The organism is Faecalibacillus intestinalis, from assembly GCF_015097455.1.
GTDB classification, from domain to species: domain Bacteria; phylum Bacillota_I; class Bacilli_A; order Erysipelotrichales; family Coprobacillaceae; genus Faecalibacillus; species Faecalibacillus intestinalis.
The window spans coordinates 42,344-58,033 of the sequence record NZ_AP024085.1 but is presented as its reverse complement, the minus strand read 5'-3'; the positions used below and the strand labels follow the sequence as shown (position 1 = coordinate 58,033).

The window sequence follows — 15,690 nt, the reverse complement described above, 5'->3', positions numbered from 1 at the left end:
TCTTATTCTCCATTATATTTTTGTTTTAAATAAATTAATAAAACTGAAATATCTGCAGGATTGATTCCTGATATACGAGAAGCTTGACCAATGGTAAGTGGTCTAATTTCTGATAATTTTTGTTTTGCTTCTAAAGCTAAGTTTTTAACATCTTCATAATCAATATCTTCTGGAATATGTTTTTCTTCCATTTTGATTTGTTTTTGCGCTTGTCTTTTAGCTTTTTCAATATATCCTGCATATTTAATTAAAATAGTAATTCTTCTTCTTTGTTCCTCACTTAATTCAGGTGCATCAATATAAGGTAACATCATATCATAAGTGATTTCAGGTCTTGTAATAAGTTCTTTTGCAGAAACCCCTTCTTTTAAATGTGAAGAATTGTTTTGTTCCAACATTTCATTGATATCATCTTTTGGGGTAAAACGAATAGTACTTAAACGTTCAATTTCATCATAGATCCCTTTCATTTTAGTTTGATATCTTTGATATTCTTTATCTTTAACAAGTCCAATTTGATGACTATAATCATAAAGTCTTTCATCAGCATTATCATGTCTAATTAATAAACGATATTCCGCTCTTGAAGTAAGCATACGATAAGGTTCTTTTGTTCCTTTAGTAACTAAATCATCAATCATGACCCCAATATAAGCTTCATCTCTCTTTAAAACAAGAGGAGTTTCATTTCTTACTTTAAGAGTTGCATTGATACCAGCCATTAATCCTTGTCCAGCAGCTTCTTCATAACCACTTGTTCCATTGATTTGTCCAGCTGTAAATAAGTTTTTAATAACTTTTGTTTCAAGTGATGGCCATAATTGTAATGGATCAATTGCATCATATTCAATGGCATAAGCATATTTTAAAATTGTACAGTTTTCTAATCCTGGTAAAGTACGAATCATTTGTTCTTGGATATCATGTGGCATTGATGTTGAAAAACCTTGTACATAGATTGAATTCATTTCTTTTGATTCAGGTTCTAGGAAGATTTGATGTTGTGGTTTATCTGAGAATTTAACAACTTTATCTTCAATGGATGGACAATAACGTGGTCCAATTCCTTTAACAAGTCCACTATACATTGCACATTTTTCTAGATTATCATGAATGATTTTATGTGTTGTTTCATTTGTATAAGTTAGATAACAAGGTGTTTGTTTTTCAATAGGAACATATTCATCTGTGGTAAAACTAAAGGCTAGTTTTGCATTTGTTCCTGGTTGTAATGATGTTTTTGAATAATCTATACTATTGATTTCAACACGTGGTGGTGTTCCTGTTTTTAATCTTTGAATTCTAAATCCGTAATCTTTTAATTTTCCAGATAAGAATTTTGATTCTTTTTGTTGATCTGGTCCACTAGCATGTTTACTATGTCCAACAAGAATTTCTGCTTTTAAATAAGTACCTGTTGTTAGAATAACAGTTTTCGATAAATAAGTTGTTCCATCATCAAGAATAACCCCTTTAACTGTTTGATCTTCAATGACTAAATCTTCAACCATGCCTTCAATTAAATCTAAGTTTTCTTGTTCCTTAACCACTTTTTGCATATAACGAGGATATACTTTTTTATCAGCTTGTGCTCTTAAAGATTGAACTCCTGGTCCTTTAGCGGTATTTAACATTTTCATTTGTAAGTAAGTCTTATCTGCTGTTTTAGACATTTGTCCACCAAGAGCATCAATTTCTCTTACAATGATTCCTTTGGCAGGTCCACCAATAGAAGTATTACATGGCATTGACCCAATATTATTTATATTTGATGTGACAAGTAATGTTTTTAATCCCATTCTTGAAGGTGCTAAACTGGCTTCAATTCCAGCATGTCCCCCTCCGACAACTATTACGTCATACATATCACTTACACTCCCTTTCAATTCTTTTCCATTGTACACCAACATTGCTTTTTTGACGAGAAAAAAAGATGAGTTTCGTACGTTTTATCACTCTTTTTTCATAAAAAAACAGGATTACCTCCTGTTTAAAATCCATTGTTTTATTCTTTGATCTTTTCCTTGTTCTAAAATATAATCGATTACATTCTTTTTAGATAAAACTTTATTAATGAATGATGAATCGATTTCATTTAAAAACTCAATAATATCTTTTTTACATAATTGATTTAAAGATTTTATTTTCTTTGTATCTTCTCTTTTTCGCTTAGCATCTTTTAAAGGATACCCTATTCCAAAAGGTTCTTCAAACAATTGTTGGAGAGTTACTTTTAAATTAATTTCACCAGCCCATCCATAGTTAAGACCTAATGGTAAAGAAGCCACATTACCATCATTGATTCTTCCAAATAAATAAGCATCCTGTGGTGTTGGTAAATAGCCACAAATTAAATTTGGTAGACTATTACAAGCAATCATCATTCCTTGTCCTGAAGAACATCCTGTCACTATAAAATCTACCGCTTGACTTGAAATCAACAAACAAATTTCTAAAGCAATTTCAACATAGGAATAATTTTCTTCATCTTCAAAGCAACCAAAATTAATAACTTCCCCATAATCTTTTGTACATTCATATAAAATAGTATTTTTTTCTATTTGCGACGAAGCTTGAATAACACCTATTTTCATATCATCACCCCACAAAAAAAGTATACCTCATTTGAGATATACTTGTTATCTATTTCCAAAAATTCTTGCCACTACCAACAGATACGATTTCAAATTGTGTATTATTTGACGTACCACCTTTAAAGTATTTGCCAGCTTCTGTTCCATTAAAAATATCAATATGATTTTTCTTAATAGCTCCGCCTCTATCAACAACAATACCATACGCTGTTGATTCAATACCTAAGTTGTGATTTGTAATCTTAATAATTGTTCCAAAAGGAATAGATGGATCTGCTGCTAAACAATAATAACTTCCACCATTATAACTTAACTTCGCACTATGACTTCCTTTAACACCAGTTGTTGGTGATAAAGAAATACCTGATGATGAAGTTCCATTTCCTCCTGCACAATCGCCACCATATGTTGTCAGTTTTCCAGTAAAATAAGCTCCAGGTTGAACTGTTCCATGAGCGATAATTGTATCTGTTTTTTCTGCTACAACTTCACTCGATAACAATTCTTTCTTTACTATTTTACCGTTTTCATAAGTGACTTTCACTTTATTCTTAATTTGTCCTTGTTGTCCAGTTTGAACAACTTCTGTTGTAAATAAATGTAAACCAGTTGTTTCTATTGTTTGTGAAGATACATATTGCATTTCTTCTACTTCTTCTTCGTTAATACGATTAACTTGTAATAAATCCTTACTTTGTACAATATAAGACATATCTTTGTTAACTGTATCTTTTGCATTTAAGCTTACATCTAATTCTTTTAATACATTTTTAACAGTATCTTGTCTTACTAAATAATCTTTAGTTTCTTGGCCACCATCTTGATACTGTATTTCAATTGTTTCTTTATAACCTTTTATTTCTTGTGTTGCTCCTGATGTAACAGTTGTCGCCATAACCATTACATATACAACCATAATCACTAATACCCCTTTCAGTCGGGGGTCTGCATCTGAAATAATTTGTTTAATTGTTTTCATTAATTTTCCTCCTATTTAATGCCAAATACTTTTTTAGCATTAAACGTTGTCTGACTTGCAACGCTTTCTATCTCCATGTTCTTTAGCTTTGCTATTTCCTGGGCAATATACACAACATTTGCAGGCTCATTTAAAGTACCACGATAAGGATGTGGTGTTAAATAAGGACAGTCGGTTTCAATTAATAAATGTTCTAAACCTATTTTTTCTGCCACATCTTTAGGAACTCTGGCATTTTTAAAAGTAACTGGTCCAGCTAATGAAATATAGAAACCTAAATCAATAAATCTCTTTGCCATTTCTACTGATCCACTATAACAATGCATAATTCCTGGATGTCCATTTCTTTTAAGCACTTCATAAGTATCTTCATAAGCATCTCTACAATGAATAATAATTGGTTTTTGATGTTTTTTAGCAAGATCTACTTGTTGTTGAAAAATCTCTTTTTGTTTATCACTAGGAACATCATCCCAATAATAATCTAATCCGATTTCACCAAGTGCTACAACCTTTGGTTCATTTAAGTACTCATCGATGATTTGTAAATCTTGAGTAGTTGTGTTTAAACAGTCGTTAGGTCCTATCCCTACAGCAGCATAGATAAAAGGATATTCTTTTGCTATTTCAACTGCCTTTTTGGAAGACTCAAGATCATAGCCTACAACAACCATCATTTCTACTTGGTTATCTAAAGCATGTTTAATAAATTCATCTTTTTTTTCATATAATTGTTCACTATTTAAATGACAATGTGTATCAAAGTACATAAATCTCACCCCGGTGAATACTAACAAAATATTATCTCTTTGTCAAATTTCTAAATTTTTTAATTCATTAAAATTATAATTTGGTTCTTTTTATCAATGTTTTTTTTGAATGATATGAAATATATTTTGTCGTATTTTAGGATTTAAACAAATATATGCTTATAAATATGGTATTTTATAAGTGCTCATTATAATATATGCCCACTTTTATGATTTATGATACTAAAGAATAAACTATTGAAGATATCTACGATATTCTTTTGTAATCTTTGTAAGTCTTAAAGCAATAAATAAGTTTCCAATACCATTAATAAGGAATAAAATTCCTATCACAAAAGCAGAGGAAATGACTGTACTTGGGCTCAAAAAGAACATTGCAAGTCCTGTGAAAATTAAAATTGTAACAATAATATAATCAAAAGTTAAAGAATAACTAACCATTGATTTAATAAAGGTATAAGCTTCAAAACAATAGATGGCACTAATAATGATATATAAACTAAAAATATAAGAAAAGAATGTTGTCATCATTGATATATGTGTTAATACAAAGATACCTAATACGCATTTTAAAATACCACTCAATAATGTATTCTTCATAAAATAAATATCTAACCAACCACTAAAATAATAAATAAAATCAATAATTCCTGTAAAAGTAATAATAATACCAGCAAGTATTGTAATAATTTGAAAAGATTCTTGAGGATTTATTAAAAATAATATACCTATTACTATTGCACTTAAGGCATTAATCCATATACTTATTTTTACTTTATTTAAGGTTTTCATATTCATTCCTTCTTTCTACTTTTACTATAGTCTTATTTATATCAACATAAAATGGACAAAATAAAAGAATTAACCAAAAAAGGCTCCTAATGAGCCTGTATTGTTGTTTCTATTAAATGAAATATTTGTTCAACAAATGGTTTTAAATCATAATCACCTTGTGCTTCTAACCAATCAATAAGAATACCTATCATTAAACATTTATAAAAATGAATAAGTGTTTCTTTTTCTTGTTCACTTCGTAAAACATAATGAGAAGATTGTTTCATAAACATTTTTACAATATGTAAAGCTACATGATTCATATAGGTAATAAACTCATCTTTTTGTGATGAATTATAAAGATGTTGAAAAGCTTTTTTATGTTGATTATATTCTTCTATAAGTGGTACAAGACATGTCATTGGTGAACCAAATTCATAGTTATTTTGAATAATTTGATCCGCCCATGATTTAACAGTATATTCTGCTAAATTAGGAATATCTTGAAAATGATAGTAGAATGTATTTCTATTTAAATGACAGCGTTCGACAATGTTTTGAACCGTTATTTTATTAAATGGTTTTTCTTCTAATAATTGCCAAAAAGCATCAATAATTGTTTCTTTTGTTTTTTTCATATCATTACCTCATTTACCACATTATAACAAAAAAGAAATTGTAGATGAACAATTTCTTTTAAATGAATACTAATGAATATATTCGTATTTATCAATAACTATAAGAACAGTAAACCAATATTTATCTTCTGAAAAAGATATTTCAGATTTATATTTTTTTAAAGTTGATTTTACACTTGATAAACCAATTCCATGTTCTGTCGTTCCTTTTTTACTTATGAGCTGAGGATTATATTTTAATACTGGAGAGTTAATTCATATCAAAAACAATAAATAACAAATACTTAAATATAATTATAAACATACAATTATATAAAATGACAAATGCTATATAACTTAATGAAATCTGATATTTACCTTGTAATGCTATTCAATTATTATGATAATACTCCTGTAGAGCTACAAGTAAGCCTAACAGTTAATTTTTTTGTTTCATAAGCTGTATTATCATAGCTATGTTTTGCTGTTGCAGATGCTATTGCTGTTGCTCCTGATTTAGAAGCAGATTTACTCGAAATAGCCCATTTATTATTATATACACCTGACTTAACTGATGATGAAATACATTTTGCTGATCCATTCCCATATGAGAACGTTCCAGTTACAGTTACATACCATTGTTGAACGCCCGTACTACTATTATATCTAGCAATTTTACTAGCAGTTTTTTGAGATCTAGCATAATCATTAGATACAAATATAGTTGTTTCAATATACGAACCATCTTCCAAATATTCTATCTGTGAAATATTTTCATAATTATAAGCATTTACTTGTGAAGGTATGCATAAAATACAAAATAAGCTTAAAAATAATATAATTTTTTTCATAAATTTTCTACTTTTATTTAATAATTTCTTCAGTAATATAACCATGTGTTTCTGATTTTGCTTCTTCATATAATTGATTTAATCTATACATTTTAAATCCCCATAATAGAGTTATTAAAATTAGAAGTGTTAAAAGAAAATATTTAAATAACTTTTTCCTATTTAGTTTTTTTATGAGTTCATTACTTTCCATATTTTCAATATAAGATCCTGCAACCTCATTAGGTGTACCAAATTCATTTACAATATCCTGATAAGTACATCTCTCTAAATCATCTGAAAATTCTTTTATTCTTTGAGATAATAATAAGATAAATTCTCTTTTATCTTTTGAATGGATAGGAATTATTCTTTTTACATATTTAATAAATTTTTTTGAATCTTTATTCATTTTTTTCCACCTCACCATATTCAATAATATCGAATACACCTTTAATATTTTTTCTAAAATCAGTAATTGTTTTTTCTAGATAGTCTCTTCCTATAGGTTCAATATGATAATAAACTCTTACTTTTTTATTTACTATTTCATCTCGACTAGAAATGTATTCTTTTTTCAATAGGTTATGCACTACGGGATAAAGTGTACCTTCTTTTATATCTAATGTATTATTTGAAACTTCTTTGATTTTTTTTACTAATTCATATCCATAGCAATCACTTACTTTTAGCAAACTTAAAACAAGCATATCAATATTAAAAAAGCTATTTGATTTTGCCATAATTTTATCACCAAAATAATTATAGCAGTATAATATTATAATTACCATACTATTATTATAAAGGTATTATTGACAATATAGTAATATAAGATATAATAAAATTAAGGTAGACGTCAACCTAAACTAATGAAAGGAATATTAAATTATAAAAAAATAAAATTAAATTATTTGTAACGTTAAGTTTCGCACTACTTATGGCATTTGGAAATGTAAACTCTGTATCCGCTGCTAAATCAACAACAAAATCAACACCATATGGTACATTAAAAGGATTTATATCTCCTTATAATAGTGGATCATCTAAATTGTGTGAAGGTGGTACCACTATTGGTCAAAATGTTAAATCTATCAAAATAAAAATAGAAGCTAAAAAAACTAGCACTGGTACTAATATTGGTTCTACTCAAAACCAACATGCAAATAGTTCTGGTGTTGGAGATACATTAGAATGTTGGGGATATGCTGGAACTAAAGTTACATTTTATGGAACACATGATGCTATTCATACAACTGGATATCATGTTTATACATCTACACAATATTAAATTAATAAATATCATTTCTCGATAATATCTATTAAATATATCAGAAATGATATTTTCTATAGTGAGGTTAACTATGAAAAAAATAATAATAATTTTTTTAGTCATATTACTATGTGGTTGTCAAACCACAAATAATCATAAAGTAAAAACAGTTAAGAAAACTCAAGATTACCAACAATTATCAAAATATGAAATCATTGATTTTAAAATCATAGATCATAATTTAATATTCGTTTATAAAAAAAATAATCAAACATATGTTTATGATTATTCTATAGAAAAAAATAAAGAATTATTAAACACAATGATTTTTGATGGGCCTGTTAATAAAGCTAAAATACATGTTCTTCAAGATATATATGCTATTCAACTAACAGACACTTTATTCTTATTTCAAAATCATAAACTTAAAAATCATATTGATTTAAATAATTTTTTTGATGAATTTGAATATGATAGTTTAGCTGTTTCATCATCTGGTCAATTTATTTCATGTGTAAAAATGAATTATGATACAGAAAGTGTTTTATTATTAGATAGAAATTCTCATTCAGTTAGCACTGTTCTTACTTTAGATGATACACCTAGAAAATTAAATGCTATATGGGAATTAGCTTTCACAAATGATAAATCCCTTATTTATACTGGTGGAACATATTTAAAAAAAGGTCAACAAACTTCTGGATGTTATGGAGTAATAGATATAGATCATCAAACCTATAGTTTATATAATAGTCCCCAAGTTACTTTAAGTTCTTTTAAAGATAAAAGTATTATTCATAATCAAGATGAAGGCTATGGTGCTAATAAAGATAAGATTGCTGTTTATTATGATAATGGATTTAATGATTTAGAATTTAATTATGAAAATTCTGTAAATTGTTATTTAAGTAATGGAAAGATTATTATTACAGAAAAAGGAAGTGTTGATGATTGGAAACCTTATATTATTTTCAATAATGTAAAATATGATTTTAATGAGCTAGATAATATTTTATTTGCTGAATATGTTGATCATCAATTATTTATTATAGGTAAACAGAATGAGAAAACTACTTTTATAAGAAGAGAGGTAACAGAATGAAAAAAATAATGCTCAGTATGTTTTGTATATTTTTACTTGTTGGATGTAGTACCAAACAAGAAAATATAACAATCAAAAAAAATAACAATCAAGAAACAGTTGATTTAAAAGTAGGTTTTGGATTGCATCATATTGAAGATGGTTATAGTTTTGATGGTAATGATGTAGATATTAATTATGATTATGAAGTTGTAGGTAGAGATGCAAATTTTGGTTTAATGATATTTATTAATGGTATTCCTCAAATGATTAAGCATGAAGATAAAGAAAGTTTAGTCTACACATTTAAAGGAAAAAAAGACACTAATAAAACTGAGCATGTTTCTATTATGCCTAATACTGGTAGTAAAGGTGATCATCTTTATATGCATGCTTTTTTAATAGCTGATTATGAAATTGTTGATTCTCTTAAACAACTTACTAATAAACAACATATGATGGCTTGTGGTACTACTTTTATTGATATTCATCAAGATACTGCTAATAATCCTATAGATTTAAATAATAATTATGATTTAATTGATTATACATCTGATTTATTAAAACATGATGAAGAAGGTTATTTTGATAATAATTTACTTATTCAATTTCCTAATAACATAGAAGGAAATTTTAAGAAAAATAAACCTATTACTATAAAAATGAGTGGTATTTCTGATAATTATATTCTTTGGGTATTAGAAGACTTAAAACCTGTATCTAGTTACCATATAGAACTTCCTAAAAATAAAAGTGCAGTATTAAGCTATAAACCAGGAAATAAAACAAAAAATGTAAAAGCTATTGCTATTCCTCTTTCAAGTAATCTTCCAGAAGAAAGTACTTCATTGGTGGTAAAGTAATGAATATTTATATAAATGATTTATCAAAGTATTATAAGAACAAAAAAGCATTAGATCATATTACTTTACATTTATCATCTGGAATCTATGGATTAATTGGTCCTAATGGAGCAGGAAAAACTACTTTTTTAAGTATTTTATGTGGACTTATTAAAAATGATAGTGGAACAATTGAAATTGATGAAGTTAAATTTTTAAGTGATGATTTTTATCATGTCTTTGGATATGTTCCTCAATCTCCTGCTTTATATGTTGATCTTACTTGTAATGAATTTCTTGAATATATTTGTGCACTTAAATCAATTGATAAAAACCAAATAGATCATACTTTAAAATTAGTTAATTTATATGATCAAAAATATATCAAGATTAAAAAATTATCTGGAGGAATGAAGCAACGTTTATCTATTGCTCAGGCAATCATAAATGACCCTCAAATTTTATTATTAGATGAACCTACAACAGGTTTAGACCCTATTGAAAGATTAAGACTTAAAAATCTCTTAAGAAATCTTTCAAAAAATAAAATTATTATTATTTCTACTCATATTATTCAAGATATGGATCATCTAGCTAAATCTCTTATATTCTTTAAAAACGGACAATTATTAGATTTTAAAAGTCCACAAGAATTAATATTATCATTAAAACAATTCTTTTATGAAACGATTGTTTCAAAAAAAGATCTACAAAAATATATAGAAACATATCATGTTTCTTCTATTGTACCTATTAACGATGATTATAAAATTAAGTTTTTTTCTCATAAAGATGAATTATTCCCACATTGTAAAGAAATAAATTTAGAAGATATTTATCTTTATTATTATGGTGATGTTTATGATAAAAGGTGAATTATATAAATTATTCCGTTCTAAATCAGTTAAAGTCTTATTTATTCTTTTGCTTGTCTTAAACAGTTTTCAAATCATATATGTCAATTATCAAAATATATATGGAGATATTAATACAGGAAAAAGAAAAATATTAAAAATAATTGAAGGCCCTATTTCTCAACAAAAATATGATTGGCTTGTTAATTATCATAATACGATGTTAGAACAAGTAAATAATGGTAACTATAATACCAAAAACAAGTCTAAAAATACTTTTTCAGGTTATGTTTTCGGTGATGAACAGATAAGTAATAATTTATTAGAAGATTATGAATATACAATCAATTATCATTCTTCAATTAAAAATAAAATCACTATTCTAGATGAAAATATTAAAAAAACTCAAAATAGTAAATGGAAAAAAGAAAATATAACGCTTAAAAAAAGATTAAAAAATAGAAATCTTAGCTACTACTATGATTATACCTTAATCAATAATTTTATGAACCAAGATTTTCAATATCTATTATCCCTTATATTTTGCATTATCTTAGTAATCAAATTATTCATCTATGAAAAACAAAAACAAACAGATTTATATTTTTATATTTCTAGAAAACAAATAAAGAAAATATTTATATCAAAGATATTAATGATCTTGTTATTTACGTTTATTTCTTCTTTATTATTGTTAATAGAAAGTTATCTTATTTATTATTTTTTAGGAATGAAAAATGGTTTATTTCAACCACTTTATGCATTATCTCATTTTATGTATGAACCCTATAATATTTCTATATTCTTTTATATTGTTTGTAATTATTTTTTTCGTTTAGTTGGGTGTTTATCTTTCTCTTATTTATTTTTATTTCTTTGTCATTTTTTAAACAAGGAATATAAAGGATTTTTTATTGCTATATTGATTATTTATATTTCAATTCAGTTATATAACAACAATCTATTAAGTATTATTAGTTTTTCATCTTTAAATGATTCTATCTATAATCAAAGGATTTTTATGAGTTCCTTATTATTTTCATTTATCATTTTAAATTTAAATTTTTTTACCTATTTTCTATTTAAGAGGAGATATTATGTATCAATTAATTAAATTATATTTTCGTTTATTTTTTAAAAATAATAAAGGTTTACTCATTATTCTTATTTTACTTTTTACATCTTTCTTAACTTTATATATAAATCTACATCAAACAAAAATAAACCGTGATACTACTACACAAATTTATGATCAATACATAAATAAATACTCTGGTATTCCAAATAATTCAAAAGAAAAACAAATTCTAAAAGAATTAGATTCTTATGAAAATAATGAAGATATTTTAAAAGAATATCAAAATCATCAAATTAATCAAAAAGAATATCTAAAAAAACAAAGAAAAAATAATTCTAATATTTTAAAAAAAGATGCATTAAATTCTTTCTACTTATATTATTTAAAAATTAAAAATACTCAACATAAGGAAATAGTTAATACAAAGTATACTGATTGTTTAAATTTTAACAATCTAGATTTTATTCTCATTCTCTTTCTTTTCTTTCTTATTTATAGTATCTATTTAAAAGAAATAGATGATCATATATGGATTTATGAAAAAACAACATCTAATGGTATTAAGAATGCTAAAAAGAGTAAAATATTTGTATTTAGTTGTATATGGGGATTATTTTTATTTTTGATGACTATTGGTAAAATACTTATTTTTAAACATTTTTCTAGATTAGATTTTTCAATAATTAATATTCCTTGGTGTTCAAAAAATTGTCCAAATATTTCATTAATAACATTTATATGCTTTTGTACATTTCTTTACTATATAGCAAGTTATCTTTTATGTAGTCTAAGTATTTTACTAAAAAAATTTATTCATTCTAATATCTTTATTTTGCTTGTACTTTTTATTTTCGTCTATATTCCTTTAGCTTTCTTAGGAAATAGTATACATATTCTCTATTTTCCTTTTATTAGTTTTCTTGTTCCTGGTCGCTATTTTGCAGGTTATGGTGAAAAAATGTTAGGCATAGATTTTCATATAGTAATTATTGAATTGATTATTATCTTTATATTCTTTCTTCTTTCTTTTTTTAAAGGAAAAAGAAAGAACTTGATTTTTCTTTCTTTATTAATATTAATAACTGGTTGTTCAAGTAATCAAAATAATTCATCTAGTTTTCAATACAATAGTTATCATGAACTTAACTTTGCGGAAAATAAAGAATATTATTATTTTTCTAATAAGATAATAGATAAAAATGATTGGAAAGAGTATTCTTTAATAAGAAATCTTTATGAATCTAGTAATAATTTAATTAATGTATTTCCTCAAAAAGATGGTTTTTTTTATACTATTGACGATGATGAAAGTGAATATTTATATCTCTTTAATAATGATTTTCAAGATGTTAAATTAAAAAAGTTATCTTCTTTACAGAAGAATTTTATGAATATAGAACAACAACATATCCCTATTTCAGATAAGAATATATTAGGTATTATTGGTAACAAGAATAGATATTATATTATTTATAGTGACAAAATAACTAATCAAAATAATAAAGTTGTTTATAAAGGAAAATTAACAAACCGTTATTCTATTTATCATCAATATCTTTATTTTCTACAAGATGATTATACAATCATTAAAATATCTCTAGATACATTTAAAAAAGAAAAATTAGATACTCCATTATGTGATTATTTCTATATAAAAAATAATCATCTCTATTTACACAATATTCAAGATGATAAGTTATATTGTGATAATCAAATTCTATTTAATGAACAAATTGAAAATAGCGATATATATAAAGATAAACTATATTACACCCAAAATGATGGTTTATTTATGTATGATTTTACTTATAAAGAAAGTACTTTATTAACAAAAGAAAAAGTATATTCATTAAAAATATCAATAGATGGAAAATATTTATCTTATATAACAGATAGCACTAAAAAAAATAAAGAAATTAAAATAATCATTAAAGATTTAAAAAAGAATAAAATAGTATATGTTAGAGATGCATAAAAGTCATGGATAAACCATGACCTATTTGTGAAAATTTATGTCCTTTGATATCACTCATTTTAGTGATTTCTGTATTATCTTTTTTAGTGATAATTGCTGGATAAGAGTATGTATGTGGAATTGAAAAATCATATTTTTTCTTTCAGCTGTAATAGCCACTTGGTTAGTTACTAAATCATATTTATCTGAATCAAGTCCAGCAATTAAACTATCCCATTTAACTTCTACAAATTTAATTTTAACCCCTAATTCTTTAGCAAGCGCTTCTGATACTTCTACATCATAACCTACTAAATTATCGTTATCATCATGATATGAAAATGGAGCAAATGTCCCTTCTGCTCCAATCACGATTTCTTTATTTTCTTGAATTTTATCCCATGTATTTTCTTATTTAGATGAAGCACATCCTGTTGTCACAGTTGCTAGTAAGGTAAGTGCTAATAATTTAATCCCTAATTTTTTCATTGTTGTTTCCACTTTATAATAGATGATATTCATGTTCCCATTTACTGTTTACAAAATAATCAGCTGCTTTTTTAGCTGCTTCTAAATCCATAAATGTATAATTTCCACATTCTTCTTCTTTAGCCCCTGGAATCTCTTGATCCCAAGAGGCAATTTGACTATAAACATCTTTTACAACTTCTTTAATCACTTCTAAATCTAAATCTCTCACAATCAAATAAAAGCCTGTCATACAGCCCATTGGTCCAAAATAAATCACTTGATCTTTATATTTACCATTTCTAAGTAATGTTGCGCCAATATGTTCAATCGTATGTGCTGCTTCTGGTTTTAAAGCCGGTTCAACATTAGGCTGTGTCATTCGAATATCATATGTAATCAAATCCCCATCAATTCTTGATACATAAACTCCTTTAGTTAGTTTTCGATGATCAACACTAAAACTTGTAATTCTTTCCATTTTTAATTCCCCCATTTTATTTTGTACCAATTTATTTATTTCATATATAATTAGTATGATATAAGAATATAACATTCACTTATCCATGTCAAGCAAAAGCTATGTGACTAAAAGAATTAAAATTTTTTATTTTTTTAAAGAAAAAAGCAAAAAAAGAGACGATATATATAGTAGGAGGTATATTTTATGGAAGGTATAATTGAAAAAAGTTCATCTGATCATAAACTAGTATTAGATAACTATTGTAAGTTGATTATTTGTCATGAAGAAATATTAAGTAGAATAGTTAAATGTTTTATTGATGAAGCAAAACATTTAACTCTGAATGAAATTGAAAGATTGATCAAAGAAAAGAAATCTTTTCATCATTTAGATAAAGAAAACTTTATTCCCTATAGTGGTAAAACGAATTATGATTTTCTTTGTACGATTGATTTATCACAAAGAATCTATCTAAATGTTGAAATACAAAATGACCCCAATCCAGGTTATTCTCTGATTACACGAGGTCTTACTTATATCTCAAGAATCATGACCACACAATGGAAAAATGAATATTATGACTATGATTATAATCATATAAAGAAAGTCTATTCAATTTGGATATTACCACAATCTGCCAAAAAGAATGATGGTCATATCAATGCATATAAGATAGATGAAATAAATATCAATGGAACAACAATAGAAAGAATAGAAACCTATGACAAAGGTGTACTTATTATGATATACTTAAACAAAGAACATGATACTAATGAAAAGTATATAATCTATGATAACATACTAACACCACTTGTTGCTTTTTTAAATAATGTATTAAGTTATCAAGAAAAAAGAAGAATCATGAAAGAATATGGATTTAATGTAATAGATAAGGAGGTAGAAAAGATGTGTAACTTAGGAGAAATGATTGAAAGAGAAGCAATTCAAAAAACGAAACAAAGTGAAAGAAAAAAAAGAAATATCATGGTAGTAAAAAATCTTATTCATAATTTAAATACTACTTTTTCTAACGCAGTAGAATTACTTGGATTACCTCAACAGGAAATTGATGAGATTAAAAAATATTTTCAATCATAAAGAAAATGTATCAACTTA

General features: G+C 25.6%; 19 protein-coding genes. 7 read left to right on the top strand and 12 right to left on the bottom strand.

The window, feature by feature from the left end:
- Nucleotides 1-2 precede the first annotated feature (2 nt).
- The 10 genes from mnmG to Fi14EGH31_RS00245 form a co-directional block, all read right to left on the bottom strand.
- Entirely contained in the window at nt 3-1,865 is a 1,863-nt protein-coding gene (gene mnmG / locus Fi14EGH31_RS00290; protein ID WP_200765019.1) for a tRNA uridine-5-carboxymethylaminomethyl(34) synthesis enzyme MnmG, read from the bottom strand.
- Nucleotides 1,866-1,979: 114 nt separating this feature from the next.
- Entirely contained in the window at nt 1,980-2,594 is a 615-nt protein-coding gene (locus tag Fi14EGH31_RS00285; protein WP_117845202.1) for an RpiB/LacA/LacB family sugar-phosphate isomerase, read from the bottom strand.
- Between the two features lie 49 nt (nt 2,595-2,643).
- On the bottom strand, nt 2,644-3,573 hold the full coding sequence (locus Fi14EGH31_RS00280; RefSeq protein ID WP_117782903.1) for a 3D domain-containing protein: 930 nt from the start codon (nt 3,571-3,573) through the stop codon (nt 2,644-2,646).
- An 11-nt stretch (nt 3,574-3,584) separates the two neighbouring features.
- A complete protein-coding gene (locus tag Fi14EGH31_RS00275; RefSeq protein ID WP_200765018.1) occupies nt 3,585-4,343 on the bottom strand; it encodes a TatD family hydrolase in 759 nt (252 codons plus the stop codon).
- 234 nt (nt 4,344-4,577) lie between these two features.
- On the bottom strand, nt 4,578-5,135 hold the full coding sequence (locus tag Fi14EGH31_RS00270) for a DUF308 domain-containing protein (protein ID WP_158560167.1): 558 nt from the start codon (nt 5,133-5,135) through the stop codon (nt 4,578-4,580).
- A gap of 86 nt (nt 5,136-5,221) precedes the next feature.
- Nucleotides 5,222-5,755 (bottom strand): TetR/AcrR family transcriptional regulator C-terminal domain-containing protein, encoded by a 534-nt coding sequence (locus Fi14EGH31_RS00265; protein WP_200765017.1) that lies wholly within the window; start codon nt 5,753-5,755, stop codon nt 5,222-5,224.
- 69 nt (nt 5,756-5,824) lie between these two features.
- Nucleotides 5,825-5,974, bottom strand: coding sequence for a GHKL domain-containing protein (locus Fi14EGH31_RS15660; RefSeq protein WP_370784914.1), 150 nt, complete (start codon nt 5,972-5,974; stop codon nt 5,825-5,827).
- A 158-nt stretch (nt 5,975-6,132) separates the two neighbouring features.
- On the bottom strand, nt 6,133-6,585 hold the full coding sequence (locus Fi14EGH31_RS00255; RefSeq protein ID WP_022000785.1) for a hypothetical protein: 453 nt from the start codon (nt 6,583-6,585) through the stop codon (nt 6,133-6,135).
- 13 nt (nt 6,586-6,598) lie between these two features.
- Nucleotides 6,599-6,976, bottom strand: coding sequence for a DUF6120 family protein (locus Fi14EGH31_RS00250; protein ID WP_117787800.1), 378 nt, complete (start codon nt 6,974-6,976; stop codon nt 6,599-6,601).
- Nucleotides 6,969-7,307, bottom strand: a complete 339-nt coding sequence (locus tag Fi14EGH31_RS00245; protein WP_022000783.1) for a PadR family transcriptional regulator — start codon at nt 7,305-7,307, stop codon at nt 6,969-6,971. The genes Fi14EGH31_RS00250 and Fi14EGH31_RS00245 overlap by 8 nt, the downstream gene beginning before the upstream one ends.
- A gap of 194 nt (nt 7,308-7,501) precedes the next feature.
- Here Fi14EGH31_RS00245 and Fi14EGH31_RS00240 point away from each other — a divergent pair, with 194 nt between their 5' ends.
- The 6 genes from Fi14EGH31_RS00240 (at nt 7,502) to Fi14EGH31_RS00215 (ending at nt 13,664) form a co-directional block, all read left to right on the top strand.
- Nucleotides 7,502-7,852, top strand: coding sequence for a hypothetical protein (locus tag Fi14EGH31_RS00240; protein ID WP_195941339.1), 351 nt, complete (start codon nt 7,502-7,504; stop codon nt 7,850-7,852).
- A 73-nt stretch (nt 7,853-7,925) separates the two neighbouring features.
- Nucleotides 7,926-8,936, top strand: a complete 1,011-nt coding sequence (locus Fi14EGH31_RS00235) for a hypothetical protein (RefSeq protein WP_200765016.1) — start codon at nt 7,926-7,928, stop codon at nt 8,934-8,936.
- Nucleotides 8,933-9,778, top strand: a complete 846-nt coding sequence (locus tag Fi14EGH31_RS00230) for a hypothetical protein (protein WP_200765015.1) — start codon at nt 8,933-8,935, stop codon at nt 9,776-9,778. Before Fi14EGH31_RS00235 ends, Fi14EGH31_RS00230 begins: the two co-directional genes overlap by 4 nt.
- The gene (locus tag Fi14EGH31_RS00225; protein WP_032091143.1) at nt 9,778-10,632 is read left to right on the top strand and encodes an ABC transporter ATP-binding protein; all 855 of its coding nucleotides are present in this window, start codon (nt 9,778-9,780) and stop codon (nt 10,630-10,632) included. Before Fi14EGH31_RS00230 ends, Fi14EGH31_RS00225 begins: the two co-directional genes overlap by 1 nt.
- Nucleotides 10,619-11,725 (top strand): hypothetical protein, encoded by a 1,107-nt coding sequence (locus tag Fi14EGH31_RS00220; RefSeq protein ID WP_117574309.1) that lies wholly within the window; start codon nt 10,619-10,621, stop codon nt 11,723-11,725. The genes Fi14EGH31_RS00225 and Fi14EGH31_RS00220 overlap by 14 nt, the downstream gene beginning before the upstream one ends.
- Nucleotides 11,709-13,664 carry a hypothetical protein gene (locus tag Fi14EGH31_RS00215; protein ID WP_200765014.1) on the top strand — a complete coding sequence of 652 codons (1,956 nt, stop codon included), beginning with the start codon at nt 11,709-11,711 and terminating at the stop codon, nt 13,662-13,664. Before Fi14EGH31_RS00220 ends, Fi14EGH31_RS00215 begins: the two co-directional genes overlap by 17 nt.
- A 54-nt stretch (nt 13,665-13,718) precedes the next feature.
- On the opposite strand, the gene Fi14EGH31_RS00210 is transcribed toward Fi14EGH31_RS00215, so the two are convergent.
- Both Fi14EGH31_RS00210 and Fi14EGH31_RS00205 read right to left on the bottom strand, forming a co-directional pair.
- Nucleotides 13,719-14,015, bottom strand: coding sequence for a transporter substrate-binding domain-containing protein (locus tag Fi14EGH31_RS00210; protein ID WP_200765013.1), 297 nt, complete (start codon nt 14,013-14,015; stop codon nt 13,719-13,721).
- A gap of 130 nt (nt 14,016-14,145) precedes the next feature.
- Nucleotides 14,146-14,592 (bottom strand): S-ribosylhomocysteine lyase, encoded by a 447-nt coding sequence (locus tag Fi14EGH31_RS00205; RefSeq protein ID WP_117782914.1) that lies wholly within the window; start codon nt 14,590-14,592, stop codon nt 14,146-14,148.
- 186 nt (nt 14,593-14,778) lie between these two features.
- Between Fi14EGH31_RS00205 and Fi14EGH31_RS00200 the strand changes: the two genes are divergently transcribed.
- Nucleotides 14,779-15,672, top strand: a complete 894-nt coding sequence (locus Fi14EGH31_RS00200; RefSeq protein WP_200765012.1) for a hypothetical protein — start codon at nt 14,779-14,781, stop codon at nt 15,670-15,672.
- The last annotated feature ends 18 nt before the right edge of the window (nt 15,673-15,690 follow it).